At 61.6% G+C, this 14,771-nt stretch carries 12 protein-coding genes; 7 read left to right on the top strand and 5 right to left on the bottom strand.

Annotated features, from left to right (window positions below; all coding sequences use genetic code 11):
* The first annotated feature begins 17 nt into the window (after positions 1 to 17).
* The 3 genes from BLO97_RS12320 (at position 18) to BLO97_RS12310 (ending at position 5,075) form a co-directional block, all read left to right on the top strand.
* Positions 18 to 1,385 (top strand): DUF1329 domain-containing protein, encoded by a 1,368-nt coding sequence (locus tag BLO97_RS12320; protein ID WP_063324435.1) that lies wholly within the window; start codon positions 18 to 20, stop codon positions 1,383 to 1,385.
* A gap of 304 nt (positions 1,386 to 1,689) precedes the next feature.
* Entirely contained in the window at positions 1,690 to 4,242 is a 2,553-nt protein-coding gene (locus BLO97_RS12315; RefSeq protein ID WP_092346042.1) for a LuxR C-terminal-related transcriptional regulator, read from the top strand.
* 131 nt (positions 4,243 to 4,373) lie between these two features.
* Entirely contained in the window at positions 4,374 to 5,075 is a 702-nt protein-coding gene (locus BLO97_RS12310) for a hypothetical protein (RefSeq protein WP_092346040.1), read from the top strand.
* Here BLO97_RS12310 and BLO97_RS12305 read toward each other — a convergent pair.
* The gene (locus BLO97_RS12305; RefSeq protein WP_092346038.1) at positions 5,064 to 5,861 is read right to left on the bottom strand and encodes an IclR family transcriptional regulator; all 798 of its coding nucleotides are present in this window, start codon (positions 5,859 to 5,861) and stop codon (positions 5,064 to 5,066) included. The two genes, BLO97_RS12310 and BLO97_RS12305, sit on opposite strands and share 12 nt — an antisense overlap.
* A 151-nt stretch (positions 5,862 to 6,012) precedes the next feature.
* Here BLO97_RS12305 and hmgA point away from each other — a divergent pair, with 151 nt between their 5' ends.
* From hmgA to maiA, 3 genes are read left to right on the top strand one after another with little or no spacing between them, the layout of a single operon-like run.
* Positions 6,013 to 7,317 (top strand): homogentisate 1,2-dioxygenase, encoded by a 1,305-nt coding sequence (hmgA, locus tag BLO97_RS12300; protein ID WP_092149400.1) that lies wholly within the window; start codon positions 6,013 to 6,015, stop codon positions 7,315 to 7,317.
* Positions 7,318 to 7,320: 3 nt separating this feature from the next.
* Positions 7,321 to 8,625, top strand: coding sequence for a fumarylacetoacetase (fahA, locus tag BLO97_RS12295; RefSeq protein WP_092346036.1), 1,305 nt, complete (start codon positions 7,321 to 7,323; stop codon positions 8,623 to 8,625).
* Between the two features lie 10 nt (positions 8,626 to 8,635).
* Entirely contained in the window at positions 8,636 to 9,271 is a 636-nt protein-coding gene (gene maiA, locus BLO97_RS12290) for a maleylacetoacetate isomerase (RefSeq protein ID WP_092346034.1), read from the top strand.
* A gap of 164 nt (positions 9,272 to 9,435) precedes the next feature.
* On the opposite strand, the gene BLO97_RS12280 is transcribed toward maiA, so the two are convergent.
* On the bottom strand, positions 9,436 to 10,239 hold the full coding sequence (locus tag BLO97_RS12280; RefSeq protein WP_063324442.1) for a SirB1 family protein: 804 nt from the start codon (positions 10,237 to 10,239) through the stop codon (positions 9,436 to 9,438).
* 187 nt (positions 10,240 to 10,426) lie between these two features.
* Between BLO97_RS12280 and BLO97_RS12275 the strand changes: the two genes are divergently transcribed.
* Positions 10,427 to 11,446, top strand: a complete 1,020-nt coding sequence (locus BLO97_RS12275) for a Glu/Leu/Phe/Val dehydrogenase family protein (protein WP_003205422.1) — start codon at positions 10,427 to 10,429, stop codon at positions 11,444 to 11,446.
* 268 nt (positions 11,447 to 11,714) lie between these two features.
* Here the strand turns inward: BLO97_RS12275 and glyA are convergent, their stop codons facing one another.
* From glyA to BLO97_RS12260, 3 genes are all read right to left on the bottom strand, one after another.
* The gene (glyA, locus tag BLO97_RS12270; RefSeq protein WP_063324443.1) at positions 11,715 to 12,953 is read right to left on the bottom strand and encodes a serine hydroxymethyltransferase; all 1,239 of its coding nucleotides are present in this window, start codon (positions 12,951 to 12,953) and stop codon (positions 11,715 to 11,717) included.
* Positions 12,954 to 12,964: 11 nt separating this feature from the next.
* The gene (gene thrC / locus BLO97_RS12265) at positions 12,965 to 14,218 is read right to left on the bottom strand and encodes a threonine synthase (protein ID WP_092346032.1); all 1,254 of its coding nucleotides are present in this window, start codon (positions 14,216 to 14,218) and stop codon (positions 12,965 to 12,967) included.
* Positions 14,219 to 14,311: 93 nt separating this feature from the next.
* A complete protein-coding gene (locus tag BLO97_RS12260) occupies positions 14,312 to 14,743 on the bottom strand; it encodes a Rid family detoxifying hydrolase (protein WP_003205417.1) in 432 nt (143 codons plus the stop codon).
* Between the last annotated feature and the right edge of the window lie 28 nt (positions 14,744 to 14,771).

Raw genomic sequence — 14,771 nt, 5'->3', positions numbered from 1 at the left:
CTGACAAGGAAAACCCAATGCGCAAGATGATCCTGCAATGCGGTGCCCTGGCCCTGAGCCTGCTGGCCGCGAACGTGATGGCGGCGGTCTCGCCGGATGAAGCGAATAAACTGGGTACCAGCCTTACGCCGTTGGGCGCGGAAAAAGCCGGCAATGCCGATGGCTCGATTCCGGCCTGGACCGGCGGCATCCCGAAAAACGCCGGTGCCGTGGACAGCAAGGGCTTTCTGGCCGACCCGTTCGCCAATGAAAAACCGCTGTTCACCATCACCGCCGCGACCGTGGACAAGTACAAGGACAAGCTGTCCGAAGGCCAGGTCGCGATGTTCAAGCGCTACCCGGAAACCTACAAGATCCCGGTCTATCCGACCCACCGCAGCGTGGGCCTGCCGCCGGAAATCTACGAGTCGGCCAAGCGCAGCGCCCTCAACGTGAACGCCATCAACGACGGCAATGGCCTGGCCAATTTCACCGGCAACCGCTACTACGCCTTCCCGATTCCCAAGAGCGGCGTGGAAGTGCTGTGGAACCACGTCACCCGTTATCACGGCGGCAACCTGCGCCGGGTCATCACCCAGGTGACGCCGCAGACCAATGGCAGCTTCACGCCGATCCGCTTCGAAGAAGAAATCGCCGTGCCGTTCCTGATCAAGGACGCCGACCCGGAAAAGGCCAGCAACGTGCTGACCTATTTCAAGCAGGAGGTCACTGCCCCGGCACGTCTGGCCGGTAACGTACTGCTGGTGCATGAAACCCTCGACCAAGTGAAGGAGCCACGCCTGGCCTGGATCTACAACGCCGGCCAGCGCCGGGTGCGTCGTGCCCCGCAAGTGGCTTACGACGGCCCGGGCACCGCCGCCGACGGGTTGCGCACCTCCGACAACTTCGACCTGTTTTCCGGTGCGCCGGATCGCTACGACTGGAAGCTGGTCGGCAAAAAGGAAATGTACATCCCGTACAACAGCTACAAGCTCGACTCGCCAAGCCTCAAGTACGACGATGTAATCAAGGCCGGTCATATCAATCAGGACCTGACTCGCTATGAATTGCACCGGGTCTGGGAAGTGGTCGGCACGGTCAAGCCCAGCGAGCGGCACATCTATGCCAAGCGCCACATGTACATCGACGAGGACAGCTGGCAGGCGGCGCTGGTGGATCACTACGACGGTCGCGGCCAGTTGTGGCGGGTGGCCGAAGGTCATGCCCAGTTCTACTACGACCATCAGAACCCGGGCTACACCCTGGAGGCGCTCTACGACATCATTGCCGGCCGCTACATCGCGCTGGGCATGAAGAACGAAGAGAAACACAGCTATGAGTACGGCTTCGAAGCCCGGGCCGCCGACTACACACCGGCAGCGCTGCGTTCGACCGGGGTTCGCTAACCCTTCGGACGGACACCGCATCTGTGGCGAGGGAGCTTGCTCCCGCTGGGGCGCGCAGCGGCCCTGAAACCAGACGGCTCGATGTATCAGGTGCATTGAGTGGACCGTTTTGGGGCTGCTGCGCAACCCAGCGGGAGCAAGCTCCCTCGCCACGGGACCGAGTCTGATTTGAACCCGACATGACGACCGGCAGCGCTCCTGCCGGTCGTTTCTTTATGAGCGCCAATCAGCGCGCTGAATACTTCTCCAAAGCTCGGCGACACAGGACTAGGGTGGTGAAATAACAATAAACAGGATCACCCACATGACCGCCATGACCCCGTGTCCGGACCGTCCAGGATTGTTGCCTCGCCTGTCCTCGACGCACGTGCCGCGGCGGTCCCTGAGTGAGTCTTTGCTGACGTCCGAAGCGCGGGTAAAACTGCTTTGCGCGCCAGCGGGCAGTGGCAAGAGTGCATTGTTCGCCGAGTGTTTCCTGCAGGCTCCCGCCGGGTGTCGGTTGCATTGGTTGCCATTGGGGGGCGCGGCGTTGAGCGCGGTGCAAATGTGCGAGCGCCTGGCCCAGGCCCTCGGGTTGCCGATGCTTGATGAAGCGGGACTGCTGGCCCACCTGGCGCGTTTGCAGACACCCACGTGGTTGTTCCTGGATGACTACTGCCGGGTGCCGAATCCCGAACTGGACCAGTTGCTCGACCGTCTGTTGAACACCAGCAGTCCAGCGTTGCACCTGTGGCTCAATAGCCGCCGCCGTCCCCAATGCAACTGGCCGCGGCTGTTGCTCGATGACGAACTGCACGAGTTCGATGCGCAGGCGTTGTTCTTTACCCCGGACGATGTCCTGCCATTGCTGCGTCATCTGCCCGGCCCCCAGGCTGCCCGCACTGCCCGCGAGGTGATTCAACGTAGTGGCGGCTGGTGTGCCGGGGTGCGCATCACGCTGCTGGAACGTTGCGATTGGGCGCGCAAACATGCAACGCCCGGACGGCCGGGGACCTTGGTCGACTATCTGGAGTACGAACTGTTCAGCGCGCTGACTCCAGACCTGGCGCAGGCCTGGCATGTGCTGGCGCATCTACCGCGCTTCAATGCCCGGCTATGCGAGCATCTGTTCGGCGACACCGTGGGCGTGCAATGCCTGCCCTTGTTACTGGACCTGGGATGTTTCATCGAACCATGGGAGCAGACGTCGGACTGGTTGCAGATTTTTCCGGCGCTGGCCCGGCTGGTACGTGAAGAGCCCTGGCCGCAGGGGCGTTCCTGGCATCGACGGGCCTGCCAGTGGTTTGCTGCCGAGCAGGACTGGCAAATGGCGTTCGAGCAAGCCATGTTGGCCGAGGAGTTCGAGACTGCCGTGAGTTTCTTGCAGCATCTGAGCTTCGAGCACGTCTTGCAGCGTCGCAACGTGGTGCTGTTGCTGGGCCTGCACGATCAACAAGGTGAAGCGCTGACCCTCTGTACGCCACAATCGGTGGGGTTGGTCACCGCTGCGCTGTTGTTCGCCGGACGCTTCAACCAGGCGTCGACATGCATTGAGCAGTTGGCCAGGTTCATGCCGCAGCCTTCGGCCTGCCGGCAGCGACAGCTGCTGGCCAGGTGGCAGGTCTTGCAAGGCTGGTTGCTGCACCTCTCGGGCGATGGCGAACAGGCGCGCGAGCACTTTCTCCAGGCCCAGGCCAGCCTGGACCCCGAGGCCTGGGCCCAACGGTTGCTGTGCCTGGGTGGGCTGACGCAGCAGGCGCTGCTTGAAGGCGAACTGGCTTCCGCGCATCGGATCAACCGCCAGGCGCTGTGCCTGGCGCGCGCACAGGGTTCGCTGGTGTTCGAAGGATTGCTGGAACTGGATCACGCCCAAGTCCTGGAACAACGTGGCGCGCCTCATCGGGCCGATCATCTGCTGGCCGCTGTCCAGGCGCTGCTGGATAAACCAGGCCAGGACTTTTCCCCGTTGTTGGGACGTATTGCCCTGCGGCGCGGGCGCCTGGCGTTGCGCATGGGGTTTGAAGAGCGCGCCGCCGAGCAGTTTCAAGCGGGTCTGGAAACAGGCCTGCACAGCCTGGACAAACAGGTGCTCTACGGATTTCTCGGCAAGGCCAGCCTGGCTGCCAACCAGGGCGATTATGGCGAGGCCTTCATGCAACTGCGCGATGCCGAGCGGATCATGCAGCAGCGGCACATCCCCGACACCGTTTACCGTGGCGTGTTATTGCAAACCAGCTGTCAGTTCTGGTTGCAACAGGGGCGGGCGGAATTGGCCCATGAAGCCTTGACCCGCGTCTTGCGCCACTTTCGTGGGCCGCAGGCCAAGCACGCGCCTCCCGCGACGCTGGAATTGATTGCGCGACTTGAATACCTGCTGGTGCTGGCCGAGGTCTACCTGCAACGGGCACAGGAGCCGCAGGCGTGCCTGCAAGCCATGATCACCCAGGCACAGCAGAGTGAAATGCACAGCCTGGAGACCGAACTGCATCTGGTGTTGACGGAGGTTGTCTGGTTGTCCGGCGATCGCTCCCAGGCCCGGACACTCCTGCAAGAAGGGCTCAAGCGAGTCACGTGCTGGCGGGCCCAGCAAGCCTTGTGCGAGCTGCGTTTGCGCCAGCCCGAGCTGGGCCACTGGACGCAATCGGCAGCGCCCATCGAACCATCAACGGCTGGCGCCGAAGATACGTTACTCAGTCACCGAGAGCTTGAAGTTCTGCAATTGATTGCACAAGGTCATTCCAATCAACAAATTGCCGAGCAACTGTTCATATCGTTGCACACGGTAAAAACCCATGCGCGTCGCATACATAGCAAGTTGGGGGTGCAGCGGCGTACTCAAGCAGTTGCGAAGGCTAAAGTCATGGGGGTGATGGGTTAGATTGAAAACAACTCCCGAAGGTCTTTACGCACGCTTACATTTGTCTTTTTACAGTATGGGGTTTGTCTGATGTATAACTAAGCCTGCGGATCGAACAGGAGGTTCGGTCTATGACATGACAAGGATGTCTTATGAATACCAAGTTGTTTTCTTCTTACTCTGAAAAACTGCTCGCACTGAAGAATACCCGTGTGGATTTTGCCGTGCAGGTGTTGTTGGGGCGCTATTTGGAAGCGCTGGGTGTCAATCCGTTCAGCAGTTATCTGAATACATTGGCAGACTTTCCGAATCCCGAAGTTGGCTCGTCCGAAACCCTGTTCGATGAAGCATTGGCCTGGGTTGAAAAGCAGCGGGTGCCCAACTACAAACAAGGCGTCAGTAACGTGTTCAACAAGCGTTATTCTTTTGCCGTTGAAGACCGTGTCAGGGCGCTGGATTTGATCGCGTTCGAAAAAATCGTTTCGGATATCGTCACCCAACTGACTGAAAAACCTGCAATGGATTTATCCTGGCGTTCCATCAAGCCGTTGTCGGTTGAGGATGTTCATGGTGCCTTGAAACTGCACTTGCCCGGGGTCGATCTGGATAAAGTCTACGTCACCGGTTTTGTTACCCATGGCGCTGGTGAGCGCGTGGTGTCTTCTTCTGAACCGCTGGTCGACTATCTACTGGGCCATTTCGACAATAATGAGATTCCCTACCACTCCAAAGGCGATCACCAAGCTATTTACATGGTGCCCTTCAGTGGGGATGACCGTCATCTCCATCCGCGACTTGCCCCCGCTCACCTCAATGATCTAATGATCAAGATTGTCCCGGATTTACTGGGCTGATTCCGAACTCGCTTCATAGCCCATTCGCCAACTCACGGCCTGGGTCGCTGCCAGTAGGCGTTGCGCCGCCGGGCCGTGCTCGTCGGCATGGAACAGCGAGGTCGGGCCAACGATGGTCATGACCGCCGTCACTTGGCCGACGGCATTGAATACCGGGGCGGATAAGGCATCCACCCCCGGCATCAGCAAACCATGCACATGGTGCAGGCCGCGACTGCGAATCTGCTCGCACAACACGGCATAAGCGCGGTCGTCGGCGAGGGCGTGGTGCTCGGTGCCTTGTACTTCCTGTTCGCGCAAGCCGATGGTCTCGCGCTCCGGCAGATAAGCGCTGAATACCAGCCCCGTGGACGAACTGAGCAGTGGCAATACCGAGCCCAGTTGCGTTACCACGGTTACGGCCCGCACGGCGGGTTCGATGCGCACCACGGTCGCGCCATGGTTGCCCCACACCGCCAGGAAGCAGGTTTCGTTCAAGTCGTCGCGCAATTCGGCCAGGGGCAGGGCGGCCACTTGCAGCACGTCCATGCCGTTGAGCGCTGCCAGGCCTACGCGCAGGGCCTCGCGGCCCAGGCCGTAGTGGTTGGTGGCGGCGTTCTGCTCGGCAAACCCGCTGGCGATCAAGGCTTGCAGATACCGATGAACCTTGCTCGCCGGCATTTGCACGTGTTCGGCCAGCCGCGACAGCGACGTGGAGGGCGACAGTTCGGCCAGGGCCTTGAGGATGTCGGTGCCGACTTCGGCCGAGCGGACTTTCTGTTTACCGTTGCTGAGCGGGGTTTCCATGGAGGCGCTGGGTCCTGAGGCGAATGGGCGTCTTTATAGCTTGACGGTCGCTGTCGAGCAAATTACGTTATGCGTAATTGAATTACGATAAAAACAACCCGGTACGCCTCAACCACTCCGTTGAGTGACGGGCCGCATTCCTGGAGGCTCCATGAACCTCGTTTCCCCAGCGTCGGACCTGGCTTACCAATCAGGCTTCGGCAATGAATTTGCCAGCGAAGCCTTGCCCGGCGCCTTGCCCGTCGGCCAGAACTCGCCGCAGAAAGTCCCATACGGTCTCTATGCCGAGTTGTTCTCCGGTACGGCGTTCACCATGGCTCGCAGCGAAGCGCGGCGTACCTGGATGTATCGCATCCGACCGTCTGCCAATCACCCGGCCTTCACCAAGCTCGAACGGCAACTGGCGGGTGGCCCATTGGGCGAGGTCACGCCCAATCGCCTGCGTTGGAACCCGCTGGAGATCCCCGCCGAGCCTACCGATTTCATCGACGGGCTGGTGTGCATGGCGGCTAATGCCGGTGCGGACAAACCGGCCGGCATCAGCCTTTATCAGTACCGCGCCAACCGTTCCATGGAGCGGGTATTTTTCAATGCCGACGGTGAATGGTTGATCGTGCCGCAACTGGGACGGCTGCGGATCGCCACCGAGTTGGGCGTGCTGGAACTGGCACCGCTGGAAATCGTCGTGCTGCCCCGGGGCCTGAAATTTCGCATTGAACTGCTCGACCCGCAGGCCCGTGGTTACCTCGCCGAAAACCACGGAGCGCCGCTGCGCCTGCCGGATCTCGGGCCCATCGGCAGCAATGGCCTGGCGAACCCACGGGACTTCCTGACACCGGTCGCCCATTACGAGAACCTCGCGCAACCCACCTCACTGGTGCAGAAATTCCTCGGTGAGTTATGGGGTTGCGAGCTGGATCATTCGCCCCTCGACGTGGTGGCCTGGCACGGCAACAACGTGCCGTATAAATATGATCTGCGCCGCTTCAACACCATCGGCACGGTCAGTTTCGATCACCCAGACCCGTCGATTTTCACCGTGTTGACCTCGCCCACCAGCGTCCACGGCCTGGCCAACCTCGATTTCGTGATTTTCCCGCCACGCTGGATGGTGGCAGAGAACACCTTCCGTCCACCGTGGTTCCACCGCAACCTGATGAACGAATTCATGGGCCTGATCCAGGGTGCCTACGATGCCAAGGCCGAAGGTTTCCTGCCGGGCGGCGCGTCCTTGCACAGCTGCATGAGTGCCCATGGCCCGGACGGCGAGACCTGTACCAAGGCGATCAATGCTGAACTGCAGCCGGTGAAAATCGACAACACCATGGCGTTCATGTTCGAGACCAGCCAGGTGCTGCGTCCAAGCCGTTTCGCCCTGGACTGCCCGCAACTGCAAACCGACTACGATGCATGTTGGGCCTCGCTGCCTGTCACGTTCGACCCGACCCGGAGATAACCCATGACTCAACTTTCCCCTGCCCGTAGCTGGGTCGCCTGTGCCAACGGCCATGCGGACTTCCCGTTGCAGAACCTGCCATTGGGTATCTTCAGTGTCGATGGCGGTGCCCTGCGCAGCGGCGTGGCGATTGGCGAGCGGATTTTCGATTTGCAGGCGGCGCTGCACGCGGGCTTGTTTGACGGCGCGGCACGCCAAGCTGTCGAAGCCATGGCCGACGGCCAGTTGAATGGGTTTTTCGACCTTGGCCGAGGCGCCCGGGTTGCCCTGCGTGAGCGACTGCTGGAACTGCTGCGCGAGGACAGCCCCCTGCGGGGCAAGGTCGAAGCCCTGGGCGCGAAACTGCTGCTCCTCGCTGCCGACTGCCAGATGCACCTGCCGGCCAGGATCAACGACTACACCGACTTCTACGTCGGTATCGAGCACGCGCAGAATGTCGGCAAGCTGTTCCGCCCCGACAATCCGTTGCTGCCCAACTACAAATACGTCCCCATCGGTTACCACGGTCGCGCCTCGACCATTCGCCCGTCCGGCACCGACGTGCGCCGCCCCAAGGGCCAGACCCTGCCGGCCGGCCAGACCGAGCCGACGTTCGGCCCGTGTGCACGGCTGGACTATGAGCTGGAGCTGGGCATCTGGATCGGCAAGGGCAATGCCCTGGGCGAACCGATCCCCATCGGCGATGCCGCCGGGCACATTGGCGGGTTCTGCCTGCTCAACGATTGGTCGGCCCGGGACATCCAGGCCTGGGAATACCAGCCCCTGGGGCCGTTTCTGTCGAAGAGTTTCCTGACCAGTATTTCGCCATGGGTGGTAACGGCTGAAGCCCTGGAACCGTTCCGTCGTCCGCAACCGGCACGCCCGCAAGGCGATCCGCAGCCGCTGCCGTATCTGCTGGACAAGCGTGACCAGGCCGGTGGTGCCTTCGACATCGAATTGGAAGTCCTGTTGCTGACCGAGGCCATGGGCGAGCAAAACCTGCCGGCCCAGCGCCTGACCCTGAGCAACACCCAGTACATGTACTGGACCGTGGCGCAAATGGTCGCGCATCACAGCGTCAACGGTTGCCAGTTGCAGGCCGGCGACCTGTTTGGTTCGGGCACCTTGTCGGGCCCTGAAAACCATCAATTCGGCAGCCTGCTGGAAATCACCGAAGGCGGTAAAAAACCGATCGAACTGGCGTCTGGCGAAGTGCGCCGATTCCTCGAGGACGGTGACGAAATCATCTTGCGGGCCCGTTGCCGCCGCGAGGGTTTCGCCTCCATCGGCTTCGGCGAGTGCCGCGGCAAGATCCTGCCGGCGCGTTGAGGGGCAGGGCATGGAACTCTACACCTACTACCGCTCCACCTCGTCCTATCGGGTGCGCATTGCGTTGGCGCTCAAGGGGCTGGATTACCAGGCCTTGCCCGTCAACTTGATCGCTGCGCCTGGGGGCGAGCATCGCCAGCCGGCCTATCTGGCGATCAACCCCCAGGGCCGGGTACCGGCGTTGCGTACCGATGAGGGCGCGCTGCTGGTGCAATCGCCCGCCATCATCGAATACCTGGAGGAGCGTTATCCACAGGTGCCGCTGCTCAGCGCCGACCTGACGGTGCGCGCCCATGAGCGTGGCGTCGCCGCGCTGATCGGTTGCGATATTCACCCCCTGCACAACGTCAGCGTGCTCAACAAATTGCGGCAGTGGGGCCACGATGAAACGCAGGTGACGGAGTGGATCGGGTACTGGATCAGCCAGGGATTGGCGGCCGTGGAGCAGTTGATGGGTGACGACGGCTATTGCTTCGGTGCAGAGCCGGGGCTGGCGGATGTGTACCTGATCCCGCAGTTGTACGCGGCTGAGCGGTTCAATGTGTCTTTGCAGGCGTATCCACGGATTCGTCGGGTCGCGGCATTGGCGGCTGGGCATCCAGCGTTCCAACAGGCGCACCCGGCGAATCAGCCGGATACCCCCTGAGGGCTTCACACGGTTCTGAAAACCAGGTGATCCCCTGTGGCGAGGGAGCTTGCTCCCGCTGGGACGCGAAGCGTCCCCAAGCTTTTCGGCGGTTGCTGCGCAACCGAGCGGGAGCAAGCTCCCTCGCCACAGGGCCGTCATCGCTCCTGAACAAAGTCCCCGGCTCAGTGCACAACCGAATTCGGCGGCAAATGCCCCAGCCGCTCCGTCAGTCGGATTCGCTGGATCGGATCGTCGCTGAGCATCAGGGCATGTTCCAGGTCGAAGCGCTCGGCGTTGGGGCAATCGAGTCGCTGGTACAGGCTGGCGCGGGCCAGGTAGTCGGCGGCGCTGGCGTTGCCCAGTTCCAGTACCCGTTCGGCGTCGATCAAGGCGGCGATGTAATCGTCGTTCGCCAGATGCAGTTGACGCAGGTTGCGCGACAGGCGCTGCAGCATCTGCATCGGCTCGGCATTGACCAGGTGTTCAGCCTTGAGCTGCATGTTCGCGCCGTATTGGCGCTGTAGCAGTTCCCGACAGTCATTGGGGTACAACCGACGGCCGCCGCACGGATCGAGCAGGTGATCGGCGCCGGGTACCTTCAACAGGAAATGCCCGGGGAAATTGACACCGACCATCGGAATTTCCAGGCCTCGGGCCAGTTCCAGGGCAATCAGCCCGAGAGCCAGGGGCTGCCCGCGTTTGCGTGCCAGGACTTTGTCCAGCAACGCCGCTCGTGGTCGCAGAGGCGTGAAGTCGTCCTGGGCGAAGCCCAAGTCATTGAGCCGTCGCAGCAAGGGCTGGCCCAGTTCGCTGACAGGCAGCATCGGCAGGCCATGGCTGACCCGCTGTTGCAGCTCCTTGAAATCCTTCAGCAAGGCCGGTACGTCGACCTCGCGATCATGTTCGGCGGCGATCCACAGCGCCGCTTCGAACAGCGCCGGTGGGGAGCGGTGCAGACAATCAAAAAAGGCTTGGCGCGGTTTCATCGAACTCTCCGGGCTACGCTCCCGTTTTAGCCCTGCCGTGGATTTTCGTCCAGTCTCGGACAGAGGCTATGACAGGTTATACCGAAAAAGACTGAGCACGGTGGCGACTTATTCCTGCGTGCTCCAGCAAATTTCGACTGCGCGCCTATACTGGCGAAACAAACAAAAGTGATTCGGGAGCCTTTCGATGTTTGCTCTCATGCAAAGCTCCCGCCTTGAATCGCTGCACCTAAGCGTAGACCCGGCAACCGGGTTGAAGGCGGTGATTGCCATTCATTGCAGTCGTCCGGGGCCCGCCCTGGGGGGGTGTCGTTATCTTGCCTACCCCGACGACGAAAGTGCCGTGGCCGATGCCGTACGCCTGGCCCAAGGCATGAGTTACAAGGCGGCGCTGGCCGGCTTGCCCGTGGGCGGCGGGGTGGCGGTGATCATGCGCCCCGCCCATGTCGAGAGTCGGGCAGCGTTGTTCGAAGCCTTTGGTCGTTGTATCGAGCAGTTGGACGGTCGCTATATCACGGCCATCGACAGCGGCACGTCGGTGGCCGACATGGATTGCATCGCCCAGCAGACTCGCCATGTCACCAGCACCACCGCCTCGGGAGACCCCGCGCCCCACGCGGCAATGGGGGTTTTTGCCGGTATTCGTGCCACCGCCATGGCCCGCCTGGGCAGCGATAACCTCGAAAGCCTGCGGGTGGCGATCCAGGGCCTGGGCAACGTCGGTTATGCCCTGGCCGAACAACTGCACGCCGCAGGTGCCGAGCTGCTGGTCAGTGACATTGACCCAGGCAAGGTGCAATTGGCGATGGAGCAACTCGGCGCCCATCCGATCGCCAACGACGCGCTGCTCAGCACGCCCTGCGACATCCTTGCTCCTTGCGGGCTGGGTGGGGTGCTCAACAGCCAAAGCGTGGCACAACTGCGCTGCTCGGCCGTTGCCGGCTCGGCCCATAATCAGTTGAGCAACCTGCAAGTGGCCGACCAGTTGGAAAGACGTGGAATCCTCTATGCGCCGGACTATGTGATCAACTCCGGTGGCCTGATCTACGTCGCCCTGAAACATCGCGGCGAAGAGCTGTCGACGATCACCGCGCACTTGTCGAAGATCGGTGCCCGGCTCACGGAAGTCTTTGCCCATGCCCAGGCGGAGAAGCGCTCACCGGCCCGGGTGGCCGATGAGCTGGCGGAGCGTTTGTTGTACCGCTGAAAAGCCAATTGTGGGAGCGAGCAAGCTCGCTCCCACAGGTTTTTTCTGGTGCTCCCAGACTGACTATTCCCGCCAACAAAACACCAACCCTGTGGCGAGGGAGCTTGCTCCCGCTCGGCGGCGCAGCCGTCGTAAAACCGGCTGGCGCGGTCTGCCTGAACGGTCGCGGTGATCCAATGGGGCCGCTTCGCAGCCCAGCGGGAGCAAGCTCCCTCGCCACGGTTTGTGCTCGCCTCTATTGCATTGCGCTTAAGCGACGGGTGTTGGCTTACCTCAACAGATACACCGGAAAGCATTCGCACAAATGCATCACTCGACGCCGGGTGTTGTCCAGGCGTGCTGCGTTGTCCGGCTGTTCCAGCAGGTCGGCGATCAAGTTCGCGACTTCGGCACATTCCGCTTCACCAAAGCCACGGGTGGTCAGCGCCGGCGTGCCGATGCGAATGCCGCTGGTGATGGCCGGTTTCTGCGGATCGTTGGGGATCGCGTTTTTATTCAAGGTGATATGGGCGCTTTCCAGCAACGCTTCGGCGTCTTTGCCGGTGATGTTCATCGAGCGCAGATCGAGCAGGAACATGTGGCAATCGGTACCGCCGGACACCACACGCAAGCCGCGTCGGGTCAGGACGTCGGCCATGACGCGGGCGTTGTCGATCACCCGCTGCTGGTAATGCTTGAACCCGTCGCCCAAGGCTTCGTTGAACGCCACGGCCTTGGCGGCGATGACGTGCATCAGCGGGCCGCCCTGGTACACCGGGAAAATCGTCTTGTCGAGCAGGGCTCCATATTGCGCCTTGGCCAGAATCAGGCCGCCGCGCGGGCCGCGCAAGGTCTTGTGGGTGGTGGAGGTGATGAAGTCGGCGATGCCAACCGGCGACGGATAGACGCCCGCGGCGATCAAGCCGGCGTAGTGCGCCATGTCCACCATCAGGTAGGCACCGATTTCATCGCAGATCTTGCGAAAGCGCTGGAAGTCGATGGTCCGGGAATAGGCCGAGGCCCCGGCGATGATCATCTTCGGCCGGTGTTCCCTGGCCAGGGCTTCCATTTCTTCGTAGTCGAGGGTTTCGGTTTCCGTGTCCAGGCCATAGGAAAATGCCCGGTAGATCTTGCCGGAAAAATTCACCGAGGCGCCGTGGGTCAGGTGGCCGCCATGGGCCAGGGACATGCCCAGGATGGTATCGCCGGGTTCAAGTACCGCCAGGAAAACCGCCTGGTTGGCTTGGGAGCCGGAGTGCGGCTGCACGTTGACGTATTCGCAGTTGAACAGCTTGCGAGCGCGTTCGATGGCCAGGTTCTCGATTTCATCGACGACCTTGCAGCCGCCGTAGTAACGCTTGCCCGGATAGCCTTCGGCGTATTTGTTGGTGAGCACGGAACCCTGGGCCTGGAGCACTTCCTCGCTGACATAGTTTTCCGAAGCGATCAGCTCCAGGTGGGTTTCCTGGCGGTTGCGCTCGCGGTCGATCAGGCGGGCAAGGGTGGGGTCGAAATTTTGCAGGCTCATGGTGCGATTCCCTAGATAAGCGCCTCGGCCAGCGGCGCAGTCACGTGATGCGGCAACACCCGTGGCTGGCTTTTGGTCGAGTCGGATAGAAAAATGGAGGTGTCTTTCAAACCGCTGCCGGTGATCAGGATCACGGCGGTTTGCGGTGTGTCGGGGTGTGTTTCGGCGTACTTGAGCAGACCGGCGAAGGCACTGGCGGCGCCGGCTTCTGGAAACACGCCGGTGCTGGCGGCCAATCTCGAGGCGGCGGTGACAATGCTCGGATCGCTGACACAGATGAACTCACCGCCGCTGGCGGTGACCGCACGCATGGCCTTGAGGCGATCACGCGGCAGCGCCACATTGATGCTGCTGGCCAGGCTGGTGGGGGGGCGGCGCTCGGTTTTCTGCATCGAGCGGTCGTTGCGCCAGGCGCGGTACATGAAGTTGCTGTGCTCGGCCTGCACGCCGATCAGGCGAGGGATGCGTTCGATCCAGCCCAATTGCAGCAAGTCGAAAAAGCCTTTGTAGACCGAGCCCAGGATGCAGCCGTTGCCGACGGGCACGAACACCAGGTCCGGCACTTGCCAGTTGAGTTGTTCGCACATCTCGAAGGCGACGGTCTTCTTGCCTTCGCTCATGTACGAGTTGATTCCGGTGGTGCGGTTGTACCAGCCGTGCTCTTGGCAGGCGTTGAGACATTGTTCGAAGGCTTCGTCATATTGCCCGTCGACCAGCACGATCTCGGCGCCGTAGCCCTGCATCTGCGCGAGCTTTTCGCGGGGCGCGCTCTTGGGCAGGTAAATGACGTTGTGCAAGCCCAGGCTGGCGCTCATCCCGGCCAATGCCGAAGCAGCATTGCCGGTGCTGGCCACTGCCACGGTGCGTGCACCGGATTGCAGGGCGTGGGCTACCGCCAGGGCGCTGGCGCGATCCTTCAACGACCCGGTCGGTTGCCGCGATTCGTCTTTTACGAAGACTTTGATCCGGGCGCCCTTGCCGAGCAATTCCGGGCGCGAGTACAGCGGCGTGTTGCCCACCAGTAACGGTGGAATGAACTGCGTCGAGCTCAACGGCATCAAGCGGTCATAGCGCCACATGCCACGAGCGTGGTCATGGGCCAGGCTGTCCCGGGACCATTCGCGCTTGAGTGCCGGGTAATCGTAAAGCGCGTCCAGGGCACCATCGACTTTGCAATGAGGGCAGTAATAGCTGACCTCATGGGGCTGGTAGCTTCGATCGCAAACCAGGCACTGCAATACATACTCTCTGTACGAATTTTTCATGTCACCCTCCGAAAGTACGCTGTGCTGGTGCTTTCCTTGCCAACGTCGGTCCAGCTCACCAGACCGACGGGCACTCCGCTGACAGAAGGTGTTTCAGATCACCATGATGGCGTCGATGGCAACCAGGGTGTTGCGTGCCAGTGCACTGGCGCCCGCGGTGGTGCGGGCCGGGTAGGGCTTGGTGAAGTACTCTTCCATGACGCGGTTGAGGGTCGGGAACTCACTCAAGTCAGTGATGAACGCCGTGACCTTGACCACGTTCGCCAGGGTGCCACCTGCCGCTTCGGCCATTTGCACCAGGTTGTCGAGGGTCTGGCGCAGTTGGCCTTCGAAATCCTTGGCCAGCACTTCGTTGTTCAGCGCCGAGACCGGGGTCTGTGCCGACAGGTAGATGGTCTGCCCGTGGCTGACCTTGATGCCCTGGGAATAGGTACCCAGCGGCAATGGCGCCTTGTCGGTGAAAATGACGTTCTCTTCGCCCAGGAAAGGTTTGGCGGCGGGCTGGATTTGAGCGGTGGTTTGCATAGTGACGTTCCTTGTTAAGTGGGATGGG

Source organism: Pseudomonas sp. NFACC05-1 (assembly GCF_900100135.1).
In the GTDB taxonomy this organism is placed as follows: Bacteria; Pseudomonadota; Gammaproteobacteria; order Pseudomonadales; family Pseudomonadaceae; genus Aquipseudomonas; species Aquipseudomonas fluorescens_Q.
This window is presented reverse-complemented; position numbering and strand designations above follow the sequence as displayed.

Coding starts and splice junctions, on each gene's coding strand:
- BLO97_RS12320 (WP_063324435.1), top strand. CDS start 18: ATGCGCAAGATGATCCTGCAATGCGGTGCCCTGGCCCTGAGCCTGCTG.
- BLO97_RS12315 (WP_092346042.1), top strand. CDS start 1,690: ATGACCGCCATGACCCCGTGTCCGGACCGTCCAGGATTGTTGCCTCGC.
- BLO97_RS12310 (WP_092346040.1), top strand. CDS start 4,374: ATGAATACCAAGTTGTTTTCTTCTTACTCTGAAAAACTGCTCGCACTG.
- BLO97_RS12305 (WP_092346038.1), bottom strand. CDS start 5,861: ATGGAAACCCCGCTCAGCAACGGTAAACAGAAAGTCCGCTCGGCCGAA.
- hmgA (WP_092149400.1), top strand. CDS start 6,013: ATGAACCTCGTTTCCCCAGCGTCGGACCTGGCTTACCAATCAGGCTTC.
- fahA (WP_092346036.1), top strand. CDS start 7,321: ATGACTCAACTTTCCCCTGCCCGTAGCTGGGTCGCCTGTGCCAACGGC.
- maiA (WP_092346034.1), top strand. CDS start 8,636: ATGGAACTCTACACCTACTACCGCTCCACCTCGTCCTATCGGGTGCGC.
- BLO97_RS12280 (WP_063324442.1), bottom strand. CDS start 10,239: ATGAAACCGCGCCAAGCCTTTTTTGATTGTCTGCACCGCTCCCCACCG.
- BLO97_RS12275 (WP_003205422.1), top strand. CDS start 10,427: ATGTTTGCTCTCATGCAAAGCTCCCGCCTTGAATCGCTGCACCTAAGC.
- glyA (WP_063324443.1), bottom strand. CDS start 12,953: ATGAGCCTGCAAAATTTCGACCCCACCCTTGCCCGCCTGATCGACCGC.
- thrC (WP_092346032.1), bottom strand. CDS start 14,218: ATGAAAAATTCGTACAGAGAGTATGTATTGCAGTGCCTGGTTTGCGAT.
- BLO97_RS12260 (WP_003205417.1), bottom strand. CDS start 14,743: ATGCAAACCACCGCTCAAATCCAGCCCGCCGCCAAACCTTTCCTGGGC.